At 40.2% G+C, this 16,330-nt stretch carries 15 protein-coding genes; 3 read left to right on the plus strand and 12 right to left on the minus strand.

Features of this window, described 5'->3' with window-relative positions; genetic code table 11:
• Positions 1-359: 359 nt before the first annotated feature.
• From FTV88_RS12640 to FTV88_RS12650, 3 genes are all read right to left on the minus strand, one after another.
• Positions 360-1,121, minus strand: coding sequence for an HIRAN domain-containing protein (locus tag FTV88_RS12640; protein WP_162008043.1), 762 nt, complete (start codon positions 1,119-1,121; stop codon positions 360-362).
• An 8-nt stretch (positions 1,122-1,129) separates the two neighbouring features.
• On the minus strand, positions 1,130-2,005 hold the full coding sequence (locus FTV88_RS12645; RefSeq protein WP_153725945.1) for a HipA domain-containing protein: 876 nt from the start codon (positions 2,003-2,005) through the stop codon (positions 1,130-1,132).
• Positions 2,006-2,100: 95 nt separating this feature from the next.
• The gene (locus FTV88_RS12650) at positions 2,101-2,421 is read right to left on the minus strand and encodes a nucleotidyltransferase domain-containing protein (protein WP_153725946.1); all 321 of its coding nucleotides are present in this window, start codon (positions 2,419-2,421) and stop codon (positions 2,101-2,103) included.
• 455 nt (positions 2,422-2,876) lie between these two features.
• Between FTV88_RS12650 and FTV88_RS12655 the strand changes: the two genes are divergently transcribed.
• Positions 2,877-3,104 (plus strand): Rpn family recombination-promoting nuclease/putative transposase, encoded by a 228-nt coding sequence (locus FTV88_RS12655; protein WP_153725947.1) that lies wholly within the window; start codon positions 2,877-2,879, stop codon positions 3,102-3,104.
• On the opposite strand, the gene FTV88_RS12660 is transcribed toward FTV88_RS12655, so the two are convergent.
• From FTV88_RS12660 to FTV88_RS12670, 3 genes are all read right to left on the minus strand, one after another.
• A complete protein-coding gene (locus FTV88_RS12660; RefSeq protein ID WP_153725948.1) occupies positions 3,084-3,977 on the minus strand; it encodes a tyrosine-type recombinase/integrase in 894 nt (297 codons plus the stop codon). The two genes, FTV88_RS12655 and FTV88_RS12660, sit on opposite strands and share 21 nt — an antisense overlap.
• Before the next feature lie 1,242 nt (positions 3,978-5,219).
• Entirely contained in the window at positions 5,220-6,299 is a 1,080-nt protein-coding gene (locus tag FTV88_RS12665; protein ID WP_153725949.1) for an AAA family ATPase, read from the minus strand.
• 399 nt (positions 6,300-6,698) lie between these two features.
• Entirely contained in the window at positions 6,699-6,959 is a 261-nt protein-coding gene (locus tag FTV88_RS12670; protein WP_153725950.1) for an HU family DNA-binding protein, read from the minus strand.
• 187 nt (positions 6,960-7,146) lie between these two features.
• Between FTV88_RS12670 and FTV88_RS12675 the strand changes: the two genes are divergently transcribed.
• Positions 7,147-8,079, plus strand: a complete 933-nt coding sequence (locus FTV88_RS12675) for a helix-turn-helix domain-containing protein (protein ID WP_153725951.1) — start codon at positions 7,147-7,149, stop codon at positions 8,077-8,079.
• Between the two features lie 306 nt (positions 8,080-8,385).
• On the opposite strand, the gene FTV88_RS12680 is transcribed toward FTV88_RS12675, so the two are convergent.
• The 3 genes from FTV88_RS12680 to FTV88_RS12690 all read right to left on the minus strand — a co-directional run bounded on the left by FTV88_RS12680 (position 8,386) and on the right by FTV88_RS12690 (position 11,301).
• Complete coding sequence (locus FTV88_RS12680) at positions 8,386-9,426, minus strand: ParA family protein (RefSeq protein ID WP_153725952.1); 1,041 nt, start codon at positions 9,424-9,426, stop codon at positions 8,386-8,388.
• Positions 9,423-10,637, minus strand: a complete 1,215-nt coding sequence (locus FTV88_RS12685; protein WP_207707876.1) for an RNA/DNA-binding domain-containing protein — start codon at positions 10,635-10,637, stop codon at positions 9,423-9,425. The genes FTV88_RS12680 and FTV88_RS12685 overlap by 4 nt, the downstream gene beginning before the upstream one ends.
• A gap of 409 nt (positions 10,638-11,046) precedes the next feature.
• Positions 11,047-11,301, minus strand: coding sequence for a hypothetical protein (locus tag FTV88_RS12690; protein WP_153725953.1), 255 nt, complete (start codon positions 11,299-11,301; stop codon positions 11,047-11,049).
• 233 nt (positions 11,302-11,534) lie between these two features.
• Here FTV88_RS12690 and FTV88_RS12695 point away from each other — a divergent pair, with 233 nt between their 5' ends.
• The gene (locus tag FTV88_RS12695) at positions 11,535-12,392 is read left to right on the plus strand and encodes a helix-turn-helix domain-containing protein (RefSeq protein WP_153725954.1); all 858 of its coding nucleotides are present in this window, start codon (positions 11,535-11,537) and stop codon (positions 12,390-12,392) included.
• Between the two features lie 221 nt (positions 12,393-12,613).
• Here FTV88_RS12695 and FTV88_RS12700 read toward each other — a convergent pair whose 3' ends face one another.
• The 3 genes from FTV88_RS12700 to FTV88_RS16200 all read right to left on the minus strand — a co-directional run bounded on the left by FTV88_RS12700 (position 12,614) and on the right by FTV88_RS16200 (position 16,198).
• Positions 12,614-13,603 (minus strand): tyrosine-type recombinase/integrase, encoded by a 990-nt coding sequence (locus tag FTV88_RS12700; RefSeq protein WP_153725955.1) that lies wholly within the window; start codon positions 13,601-13,603, stop codon positions 12,614-12,616.
• A gap of 1,269 nt (positions 13,604-14,872) precedes the next feature.
• Positions 14,873-15,577 (minus strand): YkgJ family cysteine cluster protein, encoded by a 705-nt coding sequence (locus tag FTV88_RS12705; protein WP_153725956.1) that lies wholly within the window; start codon positions 15,575-15,577, stop codon positions 14,873-14,875.
• A 402-nt stretch (positions 15,578-15,979) separates the two neighbouring features.
• The gene (locus FTV88_RS16200) at positions 15,980-16,198 is read right to left on the minus strand and encodes a flagellar protein FliS (protein WP_153726658.1); all 219 of its coding nucleotides are present in this window, start codon (positions 16,196-16,198) and stop codon (positions 15,980-15,982) included.
• Positions 16,199-16,330 lie beyond the last annotated feature (132 nt).

Here is a 16,330-nt window from a genome sequence, read left to right on the forward strand (position 1 = left end):
GTGAAAGCTTAATTGTTTTTAGCTCATGCAAAGCTGGTCTTTCCTCTTCGATGCATTGCATTGGTCTGTCTGCTTTGTCGTTGTCGTGTTATAGGTGAACCCTTGTTGAGGTTTGTTTTTTACATTGCTAGGTAATAGCAGGGGGGTTTTGTAGGCACTTATGATGTTTGGTGCGGTATGCTTAAAGTAAAAAGGCACCTACTGGGGTTTTGTTCCCAGAAGATGCCTTTGGTTATAGGTGTTTTATGTTGTAGTATAATTTTCAGAATTATTCATAATTGATCCTAAGTTGTATGAGGGTACGCCCCCCTGCTGGATAAGACTACCTTGGCAGTCTTATCCAGGCGAGCAAGAGTGGCTTATGATAGCACTGATGAAAGCATTCGTTTTGTTTCTTTGTTTGCATTTTCCTCAATACTAAAAGGTGTACTGATACATTTAATTTTTACCCACCAATGGGCTGTTGCTTTTTCATTTACATATTCAATACAAGCCCTTATTTTAGCTCCTTGATTTAACAATGAATTCAATGCCTCAGTGTAAAAAGCAGGTACATATCCCAGACAGAGACCTGAGTGAGTATAAATGGCTATAGCATTAGGATCACTGGGGTTTTCTGGTTCTTGCATTAAGTGTACTGAATCATTTATGGACAAGTATTTTTGCCAATCGGAAGGTAATTTCTGATGCCGCATACCATGAACAAAGCAAGTAATAAGTGTATTGCCATTATCATCTATAAAGATCGGTTCTTCAAAAGAATAAGTGTCATTCGCTATGCGTCCACGAGTTCGTCGTAACAAATCCATTTTACTGCAGTTATTCGTCAAGCCTAAATCAGAAAGAATGGAATCGAAATCTAGGCGATCAATCGAGGGCAACCGACGATCAAAAGCAGGGAAAAGTTTATGAGAGATATATAATCGTTGTCTGTCTGGAAAACTAGGGTGGAGTGAGTAACCATCTTGTAAAGCATGCTCTAGCTTACGATTCTCTGCCTTTTCATACCATGTATAGGTGAATGTATATTGATCATTTTTTAATGTTAGTGTTCCAACGTGATAGTATTGTCGACTCCGTGGGTTTTGCCATGCCAGCCAGAGTACTTCTGCGTTAGACAAAATATAGTTCACTCCTTTAACATTCGAGCCCACTCTATAATTTTCTTTATTCGAAAGGGAATTATCGCTAATAGCCATTCCCGTTGATACCTTGTAATATACTCCAGTGAGCAAATGAAATCTTCATAACAAGGTATGTCGAATGCTTCTATTTTTATAAGATTCCGATCAAACTCAACGGGATAGTACTTCGAAAGATATGTCAGCAAATCTATTGCACTTACTTTTTTCTTTTCAAACAATCCCGCTTTTACTTTTGTGTTCTTTATGTATTTATCAAGCTTTTGAGGGTTATCGAGATATGCTTGAAGACTTTGATCATCAAAACGAAATCCAAGAGATGCTCCATTATCATAAATGGGCGATAACTTTACATAACCGGACGAAAAAAATAACAAAGACCAATTATAAGGATGGCGATCTTGATTGCCAATAAGTATATCAAAAATAAGCATTGATATGAAGTCTTCTTTTATCTGACTCCAATAATCAAATTCTTCCACAATTTGAAATCCAGCTTTAATTAAATCCATTTTGTTTAATGAAGATTCTTGTAAGAGTGAGTAACCAGATGTCAAACTACTTAATAATGCGCCTCCTTCTTCCGCCATATCACATCCTTGTTCCTCAACGAAATTGCGTAGAAGGCAACCTCTTTTTCCATGGCGAACCACAATTTCAACAGTCATGGTCTCTAGTCCGTAAATTCTACCAATTTTTGCTGCAATTAATTCTGTGATGTCTTCCCAGGAAACACCTACCGCGAATGACCGTGGATATTTTATGAGGTACGTCAAATTGTCAGGAGACCTAAGCTCTTCTTTCTCTAAAGTACTTTTCCCACCAAATCCAATATGCTCCCACTTACTAATATCTTCAAACAAAAGCAACGCCTTCTTTGCTCTAGTTTTTATCTATATTTTACCATGCATATTGTGTTTGGTAAAAGGATTCCACAGACTTATCCAGGTGAGCACTCTTAAACAACTTTTAAACCACTTTTTATAACTTCTTTGGCCTCTGGATTATTCTCGTGAAAATCATCAACCAAAAAAGGATGAGGCTCAATTCGATAGTCTATTTTTCTTCTTAATTTCATTAAACGAAATGTATCTTCAACCAAATCACCTGTGAAGTTTTCTGCAACCACAGCAACATCTATATCACTGTCTTCTGTATGGTTACCTTTGATATAGGAACCATACAGATAAATCTCTTTTAACTTAAACTCTTTGTTTACCTGCTCTGCATATTGCAATACAATTTTTTTTATTTCTTCTCTAACATTGCTATCAACCATTCTCGCAACTCCTTAATCTCATTAATTCTTTCACTTGTATATTTTTACAAACTCCAAGAATAGTCATTGCTATTAAATAAGTTCATCATAGTACGAAAGTCATTGTCTGATGTATTTCTCCAAAATTTAATCAGTTCTTCTTTTTTCAAGTTTAACACCTGCCTTTTATTTTTATTATACCATAAATAGTAAGTTATGTAAAAAGAAGATGATGCTCTTTTCTTAACAGCTTGGAAATTGTCCATAATAAGAAGCACAAAACCTGCACGAGTAGCCTAGCCTTCCTCAATAGGCCACCACTGCAATCAACTCAAAGCCTTCTTAAACCTTTCTATGTAATTCATCAAAGTTTGTGTCGAGTAGTTGAGCTTCTATTGGTTACAATCTGAAAAAAGGGTGAGGACGTATCTGAGCATGTTATTTAGCTAATTTTTGCTTCCGATGAAGTTTTCATTATGGATGGACCAGAAGGGAAACTTATCTGTCATATCGAATTCCAAAGCTACAATGCGAAGGACATGCCTTATCGGATGTTGCGTTACGCTTTAGAAGTTCATAAGCGTAAAAAGTTGCCCATTAATCAGTTGGTTGTATACTTTGGTCAGAAAAAATTAACCATGAAAGAACGAATCAAGTACTTTATTGGTCCAGGACAGCACCTCCTACATCTCGCTCTTTTCTAACGCTTCTGTCATAACACGCTTGCCTGGTCTTGTATAAACCATGGTGGTGTCTAAGCTTTCATGGCCCAGTACCGTTGCGACAGTGACGATATCGGCACCTGATTGGATCATGTTGGTGGCTGCTGTGTGACGGAGGGTGTGGGGTGTTAGATTCTCGATTCCTGATCTTTGGGCGTAGTCCGTTAAGATCTGCTCTACTCGTCGGATTGATAGAGGATCTTTGAGGCAATCTCTTGATGGAAAAAGCCATTCTGTCTCTATTTTCTTTTGCTCTCTTTCTTCTAGCCACTCTTGGATTGCTTTTCTGGCTTCATTGGGAACAGGGACTTCTCGCCACTTGAATCCTTTGCCTGAGCGGACGGTTACAAAACCTTGTCGTTCGCCCATGTTTATGTCTGTGGTTTTTAAGCTAACGACTTCTCCAACTCTTAGTCCACAAGAAAGCATCAAGCGGATTAGAGCTGTATCTCTTGCTTTTGCTTTTCTTTCAACCTGGCGAAGCAAGCGGTTCTGCTCTTTGCGCTCTAATGCTTTTGGTGGGCTTTTCTGTTGCCTTGCTAGCTTGGGGAATGTGGGTAGACGGTCTATGTAGCCCACTTCTTCTGCCCACTTTAGGTAGCTTTTCAGTCCGATGAGACGGCGGTTCAAGCTAGCTGGCTTCATGGAGCGATTGTTGCGAAGGTAGGACTGGTATTCACGCAGGTCTATTGATGTGATCTCTTCTGGCTTTGGAATGCTTCCTTGTGACTGTTGGTGCCATGTGCAGTACGACATGACGTCTTCTGTGTAAGCTTCTATTGTTCTTTGCGAAGCTCCACGCTCTAGGAGGAAGTCTTGAAATGACTCTAAAAAATTAGACGAAGCTTTTTTCATGGCTTATTTGATTCAATCCTTTCCTATTAAATAGGGTTATGCGAAGGCTTTGTTTCGCCTAAGGCAGTTTAGCTGTAGTTGTTAAATGAAGTGGTGTTGATTCCGGTAAAAGAGGAGTATCTCTTCTACCAGAAGTGACCTAGCAAAGCATCTTCCCTTCACTCCCTGTTTTGTTTTGAAAAAGGTACACGACTTACGATCAACTACTCGGTGAAAGCTTAATTGTTTTTAGTTCATGCAAAGCTGGTCTCTTCTCTTCGATGCATTGCATTGGTCTGTCTGCTTTCTCGTTGTCCTGTTACCTTACCTTAGTTACCTTGCATTGTTAGCTTTGATGTTCAGCTTCTTTGTAAGCTTTGTAAGCTTTGGTTGTTAGCTTCGTTACCAGTATGCAAATTGTTACATGTAGCTTGTTGAGCTTGACTTATTACCTTCACTGGTTGCGTTCCCATGTGTTCTTCGCTTGCTCTGTCTATGATGTAACATCATGGGATGGATTACCAAACCTAGTCATTTGACGACTTGCGTGTCGACTTGCGAATTTCCTAAGGGTTCGCAAGTCGACAAATCGACAAGTCGACAAGACGTTAAAATTACATCTAACCAATACATATCAGGATTTACTATTTAAGGTAATATACAATGATTCGTTAACTCTCTATGAATCGATACTTTTTATTCCAGTGAAATAAGAAATTAGCTTCTTAGAGTTACTTTATGGAAAAAGAGTTACTTACTTATTAAATGTACTTATTTGTTATTTTTTAACTTATCTATCTTTAATAGGTAAAGTAAGTTTACTTCGTTGAGTTACTACAATTTCTATTTCACTGGAAATACCCTGTCGATTTGTCGACTTGTCGACTTGTCGATTTGCGAACCCTTAGAGATTTTCGCAAGTCGTCAATAAGTTCGACAAGTCGTCCACTTTCGAGGCTTAATGGATATCCACAAGCTATCAATCTTCAAGTTAGCAATAGGTCATGCAGAAGTGGTCAACCTTACAGATACCCACAAGATATCCAGATGCCCTCAACCTTCAGTGCATCAACAGGGTGTTTACAAGCCATTAAGTATCAATCTTCAAAGAGAAACGACATAACCATCCACAACTTATCAACCTTCATAGTAGAGATAGGGTACTCAGAAGCCGTCTATCGCCAAGCATCAACAGGTCAACAGGGTATCCACAGGTATCCATGAATCAATAATCCACCTACAAGCAAAGTGGACGTTCAAACCTTAAGGCAATGCCCAGTACCAGCATGCGTTTTTCTCTTCACCGGATGGTTTATAAGATTTCACTTTCAGCTTCTCACGAACTTTTCTGAGTTGATAAGTCGTAAAACCATGAGCTTGGGCTTTCTCTTGTACTTCTTTCGCTTCTTTTGGTCCTTCTGATAGTTCAGTTCTTAGGAATGCTTCTACATCTTTCAATGCTCCATCTTTCTGAGGAATTTGGTTCATGATCTCATCAGCATCTACATCTCGCTCACCAGTCCAGACGAGTCCTTCTTCTGCGATCATAAAAGCTTGGCCTTTGCCTTTCTCTGCTAGGTTGCTTTTGAGATGGAGCATAACTCGCTCTTCAGATGGTTCTGGGAGTTTGCCGACAGCTAAGACAGAGCGTGCTGCACCTGTAAAGTCAATGGAGCCCATGCCACGGTAGATCGCTTTGTTGCCTGTTGCTTTGGCTAGATGCCGAATGACAAGTACAGCCGTTTGATATGTTTCTGCCATGGTTGATAGGTTAGATAGTATTGGCCGTGTCTCATTGGCTCTGTGCATGTCTATACCGGGACCTAAGAAGGCTTGTAAGGGGTCTATTATGACGAGCTTGGGACGATAGAAATCTAGCTTTTCTTCTAGCAAATTCAGATTCTGAAAGGAGAAAGCTTTCTTTATTGAACCGATCTTCATACCTACGACTGAGTGGATGTTGTGACAGTCGGCTTGTAAGCGCTCTAGTCTTGGTCTTATGGTATCTCCCAAGCCATCTTCTGCTGTTGCAAGGAGCACGTTGGCTGGTTCTGTGAGTTGGAGTTGTGGATAAGTATGTTGCTGTCCATTGCTTACTCTAGCTGCTAGATCAAGGGCTAGCCATGTCTTCCCTTCACTGGGATCACCTTCTAAGATAGTAATCTTGCCAAGGGGAATATAAGGCTTCCAGAGCCACTGTACTTCTTCAATTGCTACTTCTGCCATCGATAAGACCATGAGTTCATTGCGTGAAAGAGATAAGGGCTTGACAGAAGACGTAGGTTCTGAAAGTACTTCTTGACGCACTGGATGGTTTGTGGCATTATTTTTCTGAAAGAGCATAGGGTTATCACCTCTAGTTGTTGAAGAAACGCCAGTTGGGACCTGGCGTTTCTTTTTTTATTGGCTTCTATTCTTGGGGAACTGTTCTTTGTCGTGATATAGTAGGCATAACACGTGATAACACGGTAATCCTAACATAGTAGTCGTAACACGAAGCTGCCACAGAGGTTAATGCGAATGAGAGTTTATCTTTGGTTGTATCAGCCCAAGCATGAGAGGTTACCGTGAAGCTGTAACAGGACCTAGATGAACGTTGGAATGGAATCTACTGCTATACACCATGAAACCAGCCTGTCATCGGTTCCAAGCAGGCTGGCATATCAGCTTATCTCGGCTTGTACCAGCTTGTATTGCCCGCAATGTCGAGTACTACACACACCTCCACTCCCTGTTCACTAACTAGCCTCTAAGCCTCTCTGCCACCTTCTTTGTCGCTTTGAAAGCCATACGAGTAGAGCCAGGGTTTCTGCCTTGGCGGGTTTGTCGTGCGTAGAATTTTCCCAGTGAAGCAAGGGAGAGTTGCTTGCCTTCTAACAAGTTGGTTAAGACTAAATCTGAAAAGGCATCGAGGATACGCCGCGTCATGCGTTGTGAACAACCTACTTGGTTCGAGATTGCAATCACGACATCGGGTGTGTTAAGCTTTTCTGTCTTTGCCATGCTTTCGTCCTCCTTCGAAAAATTAGTTTACTGTTCTGCCAAGGGTATCGAAGTGATAATTGCGATTCGTTATAGTATAATAATAAATTGTGATATTCTACGTGTCAACACGTGATTATTGCTTTTCTTCTTTTTTATTTTTTCTACATAGCTTTGATGAATTGTAAAAAAACGAGGATGTTGAATAATGAATTTTCATGAATTGCTAAATAGTTTGGTCAAGAGAAAAAACAAGTCCATTCGATCGCTTGCTGCAGAAGCGAATGTTTCCTTTGGCCACTTAGCTCGTTTGTTGCGGGATCCTAATACGGGTGTACCGACGATAACTGTTTTAGATGGTCTAGCTCTAGTACTTGATATTTCCTTCACTGAACTTTTCCATGTTGCCAAGCGGCTTGCTCCTATCTGTGAAGTTCCTCAAGAACCGACTTTGTTCGGTCATAAGTGGCTGAGTGGTGAAGAGATTAATACTTTGTACCGTTCTTTGTTCCATGCTGTAGCTTTTCAGGATGGTGCGCTGAAGAGTGCGGAATTGCGCCGTCATTGCATTGCAGTTGCTTTTCAAGATGAAATCTTCGAGGGCAATGAAGAAGGACGTACTTTTGTGGCACCTGAAATGTCTGATTCTGCTTTGATGGATAAATACTATGTCAATATAGTAAGCGAGATAGAAGCGACACCTGAAGATGCTGTGGAGCGTCTATTGGTGTTTTTCAAGTTAACGAATGTTGATCCAGATGAGTTTATTTATCTGATCAATGGTTTTCATCCTGATGATTTCACCCATAATTGGGATGCGCCCAATCTACGACATAAGCTATTAAAGCTAGCAGCCTGGCAAAAAGAAGTTTCTGCTTATCTTCCGGAAGGCTCGGAAGCTATTTTCGATAAGTACCTATCTTTTTGGACAAACCACTACTTTGCTGAAAAAAAGCGGTCTGCCTTTCTGTCGAAAGTCAAAGTTCAAAGCTTTCCTGATGAGAGTGAAGTTGAGCCTAAGTATGAGGTCAATATCCACAGCACAGGCAACGTTACGGAAATCGTGATTCGACTGCCCAACGATTATGCTGGGCAAACGACGAAAGAGATTCTGGCTTTGCTTAATAAGCGCTTAAAATAAGGGGCCATAGTCCATGTGACAGATGTGGTGGGACAGTCTCAGGCTATCATCATCTCTTGAGCAAAGCAGGGGTGCCCTTACTTCTGTACAGAAGCGCCATTATAGGCCGGGCTTGTTGTCCATTTTATCAGTGTGCACTGGAGGATAAGCCTCTGGACAACGAGGTGATTTATGAACGCTCACCTTGAAAGCGTTTTTGTAACATATATTTTTCAGGACGGTTGTCCTGGTTGAAAAGGAATTTTAAGAACACAAAAAAAAACCAACCGGATAAAATACTTCCGCTTGGTTGAAGGCATAGCCGAGTCAATCAATTTGTGGTATCACTAAATCTGTAAGAGAGCCTTCGTGTTGATCACGAAGGGCAGATATAGTTTTCAATATTTTTCTTGATAATTCTTCAAAGTCCCTATATGCTTCATGAACTGCATTAGAATGACTTCCAATCGCCCCATCGGCAGGAGTTAAATGAAATATTGGTTTTTTATATTCTTGAGCTAATGGAATAAGACTTCGATAATGTTTAATCGTAGCAAGACACAGTGGGTCATTTATAGGTGTTAAATCTACTGGCTTCTCTTCAAGTATACTTTCCCGATAAACTGCTGGAATTCGATTGATCCATTTGTCATATGCTTTTACCGGTCTTTTTAATCGAACACTATGTTGTTGGCAAAGATAACCAACGGGAATCATCTCTCCGTTTGGTAGATTGAACTCCGGATTCTTCCAATTCTCCAGTCTTTTATTCCATAAATTACGCCACGCTCGTACCGTTGGTCCTAAGTTTTTGAGTCCTTGAAGCGAGAACAGATCGGCACCTAGCGGGATTATTACAAAGTTTGTTGAGATTAGAGCTGAACGATTAATTGCTCCTAAGTTTGGACCAATATCAACTAAGATAATATCAGCATCTACCTTTTCTGCTGCTAGTTGCATAATTTGCCAGAATGCAGTCTGTATTCTGAAAGGACGAAACAAGTTGTTATCGCCCATACTAGCTGGCCATGTCTCTGATAAAGTTTCTTCAAAACTAGAAAGAGCTACATCTCCAGGAATCAAGTAGAGGTTTTCCTCTATTTTTTTAAGAATAGGCTCTTTAATGTCACCTACACCCGTTAACGGGCTGATCGCTCTAAATATTGTATTTGCCTCATTCTTTTTTTCCCATAATTCTTCTAAATATAAGTCATCTAGAAATGCTGCTGTTAAATTGGCTTGTGGATCTATGTCTGCTGCAATAACCCGTTTGTTTTGTTCTGCGAACATCCAAGAAAGGTGATAGATTAAGGAAGTTTTCCCTACACCACCTTTGTTATTAAAAAAAGTAATGACTGGTGTTTTCATTTTCTCTTCCTCACAATGCATAATACTGTTGTTGGTGAAACCTCAAACTCTATAGGTCCATTTCCATTCCTTTGTAATTCTTTCTGAGCAATACTGATACCGACACCAAAACGCTGTACTAAGCCATATACACGCATTGCATCGGCTAGATGACGATTTCTATAGTCAGTGATACCCGGTTTTCCGAAATTTTCAATGGTAACTTCTCCAAAGGGGCCTCCAGGGCTGATTATTTCAATTCGATCATTAAACCAGAATAAACGAACTGGAGCATTTGTCCCTTCATAAGTCCGATGCATCACAGCATTCCGAGTGAGTTGATGTAAAGCAGCTAAAGGATAGTCAATTTTTCTTGATTCTAAACTGTTCGACGTAATATCTACACGAACCCTATTATGTGCTTCTAGCTTTTCTTCAAGCCTCTTAAGCATTTGACCAATCGTTCCATCAATTTCTTCTTCATCTATAATTGGATCGGAAAATTCAGTGCCGTCAATTCGCAGAAATTGAATATAAGCACCTGGGATAAAGTCACGCGGACGATTTCCTATTACAAGTATGCCTAAAATGGTTGGTGTCGGATTATCAGCCGAGACAACCATACGACAGGCAGCCAATCTTTGTTCATAGCTCCGTCCATTTGCATTCAGTATTTCAGGGGCAAATGCAAAAGGTAGATACTCCTGTTCAAACTGTAAGCGATTCAAAGATGATAAATCCGTTGAGGGTAACGGTTGAATGTCAAAAGGCAAATCCCTGAATCTTCTTTTTTCATTTAATATCCTTTCATCTTGAGCCGATGCAATGCCTCTACGCGGACCTGTTCTAATCCATATTCGGCCTTTGTATCTAACAGGTGGCGCATCAGCAGGTTGTACGATTACAACTGCCATGTCATCTCCTTTTAACTTTCTCTTCTGCACTATGATTGTGGGTGGCGGAAGAATATTCCCATCTGTTTTTATATCTGCCAATGTCTGCAAAAGATTGTCTGTGATCGTGAGGCTTGATGGTACTCCATTATCTTTTGCGCCTACAAATAAAACACCCGGCTTAGCATGATTTGGGAGATCATTAGCAAAGGCACAGACAGCCTGTCTACCCTTTTCTGGCGAATCACCATTCCAAGATTCTTTTCGTTCTGCTAGATCAGATTCTAGGTCATCTAATAGAGCTTCTAGCTCTTCATCTGTATAATTCATATCACTCATATTTATTCTCCCTTCTATGGAAAAGCAGTAAAAAAATGAACATTTTTTGATTTAGGGTCTTTTAAACAGATTTCTTCGTGGTTGTTTTTAGTTCCTACTTCATTGAATTATACCACAACCATTCATGGATTTCTATATAATGGAAATCTATGTTAGGAGATGATTTATGATACAAGTTATAGATGATGGACAAGAAAACCACTGACTCCCCAAGATAACTTCGGTGAACTAATCAATAGTTGCTAAGATCTTTGAGTTACACAAACCAGAGGATCTTGAGGAATACCTTCACAAACATTGAGGCTTCTTGCTTGTTGATTGGTGAATTATCGGTTGATAATTGGCGATTCGTTCTTTTTCGGCGACAAACGAAAAAGAACTTTGACAAAGCGTACTTGTCAAAGTTCTTTTATGTTATGGGGTTGATGTACCAGTTTGGTAATTTTAAGCCTACACTGGTCTTTGCGACTTGTCTGGCTTCTTTTGCAGGGAGTAAAGGGTTTTCATCGAGGCCTAGAAGGATGCGAATCTCTTTAGGGTTTAGGTAAACGCCTAAGTGCTTGAAGAGCTTTTGCCGAACTGGTTTGGGACCTTTCTTTTTGTATAAGTCTCTATAAAATTCAGCACTTTGAGTGTCTAAAGCGATCTGGAGCGGCTGGCTCATGGTTAATCACCTTCTCTGAATAATAGGTTTTGTGTAGCAACTTTACAGGGCTTCATTATTCAAAGTTTTTTTCTTTGAATATCCCTCCGTTGCTATAATTTAATTGAGAAAGAGCGAGATAGTATAATAATAAATTGTGGTATTCTACGTGTCAACACGTGATTATTGCTTTTCTCTTTTTTATTTTTTCTACATAGCTTTGATGAATTGTAAAAAAACGAGGATGTTGAATAATGAATTTTCATGAATTGCTAAATAGTTTGGTTAAGAGAAAAAACAAGTCCATTCGATCGCTTGCTGCTGAAGCGAATGTTTCCTTTGGCCACTTAGCTCGTTTGTTGCGGGATCCTAATACGGGTGTGCCGACGATAACCGTTTTAGATGGTCTAGCTCCAGTACTTGATATTTCCTTCACTGAGCTTTTCCATGTTGCCAAGCGGCTTGCTCCTATCTGTGAAGTTCCTAAAGGACCGACTTTGTTCGGTCATAAGTGGCTGAGTGCTGAAGAGATCAATACTTTGTATCGCTCTTTGTTCCATGCTGTAGCTTTTCAGCATGGTGAGATGAAGAGTGAAGAATTGCGCCGTCATTGTATTGCAGTTGCTTTTCAAGATGAAATCTTTGAGGCTAATGAAGAAGGACGTACTTTTGTGGCACCAGAAATATCTGATTCTGCTTTGATGGATAAGTATTATGTCAATACATTAAGCGATATAGAAGCTATGCCTGAAGATGCTGTGGAGCGTCTATTGGTGTTTTTCAAGCTAACGCATGTTGATCCTGATGAGTTTATTTATCTGATCAATGGTTTTCATCCTGATGATTTCACCCATAATTGGGATGCGCCCAACCTACGACATAAGCTATTAAAGCTATCAGCCTGGCAAAAAGAAGTTTCTGCTTATCTTCTGGAAGGTTCGGATGCTACTTTCGATAAGTACCTATCTTTTTGGACAAACCACTACTTTGCTGAAAAAAGCGGTCTGCCTTTCTATCGAAAGTCAAAGTTCAGAGCTTACCTGATGAGAGTGAAGTTGAACCTAAGTATGAGGTCAACGTCCACAGCACAGGCAAGGTTACGGAAATTGTGATTCGACTGCCCAACGATTATGCTGGGCAAACGACGAAAGAGATTCTGGCTTTGCTTAATAAGCGGTTAAAGTAAGGGTCCCTAGTCCATGATGACAGATTTCATGCGACAGGTGTATAGGGTATAGCCATAGAAATGGGCTGTAAGCGATTGTATAGGCTTAGGACTTGGACCTGGACTCAGGCTTAGGCTCAAGCTCAAGGCTTAAGCTAAAGCAAAGAGCTATTCCCCCGCTGTATAGATACTGGTGACTGAAATGCGACCGTGGCCTAAGTCTCTGCTTGTTTTGCCGCGAGCGTCTTTGTGGTGAAGTCCTTGTCTTTCTTGATGGTGAATTTGCATACGAGCGAAGGTATGGCGTAGTCCATGATAAGTAAGGGCGCCTTTTTCACCTTCTGAGAGGTTGTGGCCGCTTTTGGCTCGGTCAGCTAACTGAATGGAACTTCGGTGATTGGCGATAAAGTTTTTGATCTTCTTTTTGAACTTTTCTACTTGGCCTTTTCCATCCGGTGAAAAGAGATATTTCTTGCCAGGCTTTGTTCTTTCTAAGGCTTCTTGTAAGCATTGCCTGGCGTTGGTGCTAAGGGGAACATCGCGCAGTTCGAGAGCTCGGTGTTTACCGCCTTTGCCACGAATCATTAAGTTACCACTGGTGAGGGCTTCTTGGGCTTGGTAGCACGTTAGAGATGCCATTTCGTTGATGCGCAAGCCCATGGTCCAACCAGCTTCAATGGCCATGGCTATTTCTTTTTGACCTAATTGGACAGCCTTTTCTTGCATGGATTGAATTTCGTCTATCTCCCAGGCTCGATCGGAACGACCATCTTTGCGAGCCAGTAAGCCAAATTCGCGGTTTAAGCGTGCGCTGTCTAAGGGATTGCGTACTAATTCATAGCGCCGTTCCTTGGCAGGGATAAAGCCGTGGTAAAAGCGGATGGCTGACAGATCATTGATAATAGTGCCGTCGGAGATACCTTCTGCTTTTCGGTGTTCTACGAAAGAGCGCAAATGCTTGTTGCTAATGTTGCCGATCTTTTGTAGGCCTCGAGCAGTGGCGGCCCATCGTAAAAAGAGTTGCATGCTTTGGATATAGCGCCGTTTGCTTTCGATACCATTGGCATTTACTTGTCTGACCAAGCGCTGAAACTGCCTGCCTAAGTCTGTGACAGCTTGCTTTTCTCCCAGTTGCGGGGTCCAAATGTAGTGGCGCATAGGTATGTTCACCTTCCCTTTCTGTGAGGTAGACTTTCTTCATCATCGGGTAAACATTGTCGAGGTATCAAAATTACTGCATACTATGTGTGAATTTGTGGGTGTGGTGGGACAGTCTCAGGCTATCATCATCGGTTGAGCAAAGCGGGGGTGCCCTTACTTCTGTACAGAAGCGCCATTATAGGCCGGGCTTGTTGTCCATTTATCAGTGTGCACTGGAGGATAAGCCTCTGGACAACGAGGTGATTTATGAACGCTCACCTTGAAAGCGTTTTTGCAAAATATATTTTTCAGGATGATTGTCCTGGTTGAAAAGGATTTTTAAGAACGCAAAAAAACCAACCGGATAAAATACTTCCGCTTGGTTACGCTTTTTGTTGATCTCGGGCAGACCAACAGAATTTATGTTAATAATTTTCCTTAAAAAAGGTCTTCAAGACATACTTATCTTAGGGTCTCTTTTCGTTACCTGTTTTTACGAACTTTTTTACGAACATATTCAGGCTCAAAAGAGACTCGAACTTCTTTCATCGACTCCCAAAGTAACTTCGGTAAACCGTCACTGTCGGAACCGAGGTTGATTTTGGGCAGAGCTTCAGAATTGTTGTTGCTTTTTCTTGAAGAAAGGTCTTCAAGTCATACTTCCTAACGTCCTTTTTTCTCGCCGCCTTGGTTCAAGACGATATGCAAGATCAAAAAGACGCGGACTTTTATCCACCGACTCCCCAAGATAACTTCGGTGAACGAATCAATACAGCGATTCCTCCGTCACTGTCGGAACCGGGAAAGTTCATGCATGAATTTAGAGGAATTTTCATCATAAACCATTTCTGTTCCCGGCATCTGCATCTGGAATCACTCTTGCGAGAGTCCCTTTGCAGTTCCTCTGAGCTTAGGCTCTAGAGTTAAAATAATAAAGATGCTATGGGAGAAGCATAGCATCTTTTAAGTGGGGTGTAAAGGGGGTATAACAAACCGCTGGATCACTGTAGCTTCGGTGCAGTCCTATCTCTCTCGGAAACCAGGGTGACCTCGATGGGCTTTATAGTTAGCTTAATAATTTCAATGCATTCAAGAACGATATGGAGACATGTAAAGTAGATTTCTTATGGTATTGGAAATGCTAAGTTACAATTAATTTTTTCGATGTTAGAACCTTTCCGGATGATACTGCCTTGGTAAGTTTATCTAAGCGAGCATTTTTACCCTTTTTAAACAGGCTCTATAAGCATGATTTATTAAATAATTTTGTAGTCACTTATTACCTTATTATTTAGTAAACCATAAAGGTAGCAACAAGACTCCGAATGCTAACTTGAACATTGTTTCTTCTTTCTTTTTATTTCCTTTTGAAACATTCTTTATCTTATTTGCGATTGAAACATTATAAATGTTATGTTTAACATTGTCTAAATTTAGAGTACCTTTGGGGTACATTTCAGACTCACAGCTTTTTGGATTACCATATGAAAAGTATACCCTACAATTAATTGGTCTGGCTTCGTATATTGAACATGAATTATTTGTTAAAAAGGGACATTTTACATTTTTACGTGTGTATTCAATGCTCTTTTGTTTATTTCCATATTCAAAGGTATCTATAATTTCTTCCATTTTTTGATGCCAGTTATCAAAGTTTTTGTGCAAACAATCCATAGTGCCCTCAGTAACGTTATTTCTAATCCAGTTTGAAATATAAAAATACTCAACTTCCGTTGCCAATATAGGATATTTACAGCATCCTGAACAATCTTTTTTACAACTAGGAAATGTATTCGTTTTTTCATGGAGCAGTTTTAAAAAGTTATCTAACATGTGTAGCTGCTCATAATGCCACAAGAGAATATTATCTTCGAACTCTTCTTTTTTCAAAATGGCATTTATTATGGTATCCCCAGCGTTTTTAGCCATTATTGCAGCAGTGTAATTGACGTCTTTTGCTTTTTTAATGTAAGAACTTACATTTGAGTTCAATCAACCATCCCCTTTCAATCTAATTATTATGATTGAAACAGAGGATTTATTAATTTTTTGCTATTAAAAACCCCTATGTTGTATAACCTGAAACTGAGCAAAAAAAGAAACCCTCTCAAAGCTAAGGGGCTAGGGGTTCTCAGCGATTTGCTGTACCTTATCACGATCGGTGATAGTGTTCTTCTTCTATATGATCAATGCCCCACTACAACAGGTTTTGCAGTAACCATTGGCTATGGTAATTGACAAGTTCATTGTTCAAAGGCTCAGTAAAACTCTTCCAGTTTCTTTTAAAAGAACTTGTTACTTGATCAAGATTTAGTACAGTACTGTTGCCTACCTTCTACCTCCCCTGCTTTGCCAACTTCATCGCTTCCTGTCAGGTCACATTCAAATCTATCATCAATTCCACCATTTAAGATAGCAGTTTAGGTCTTTCTTGATATTTTCTTGAATCAAGCTATCCAACATAAACGCATACATCCTGTTCAAATCATGTGATGTCTCTACCTTTGTATCTAACATACTCATCAGCTCGCCAAAGATATATTGTGTTCGTTTTTTCACTTGGTTGGTTTCAGAGTAGTTCCAATGGTTCCTTGGTAGAGGAGCAAGGCCAATTCCCTGGAGTTGCCGTCATGATGGCATTGGTATGGCTAAAGCAAGTATAAAGTAGTTATTGGTACACTAGCAGAGCTAAACCCAACTATATCAAGGCTTTACTTCCTTGTTTGTACTGTGAAGTTCGATGTT

The sequence above is a fragment of the Heliorestis convoluta genome (assembly GCF_009649955.1).
Taxonomy (GTDB): domain Bacteria; phylum Bacillota; class Desulfitobacteriia; order Heliobacteriales; family Heliobacteriaceae; genus Heliorestis; species Heliorestis convoluta.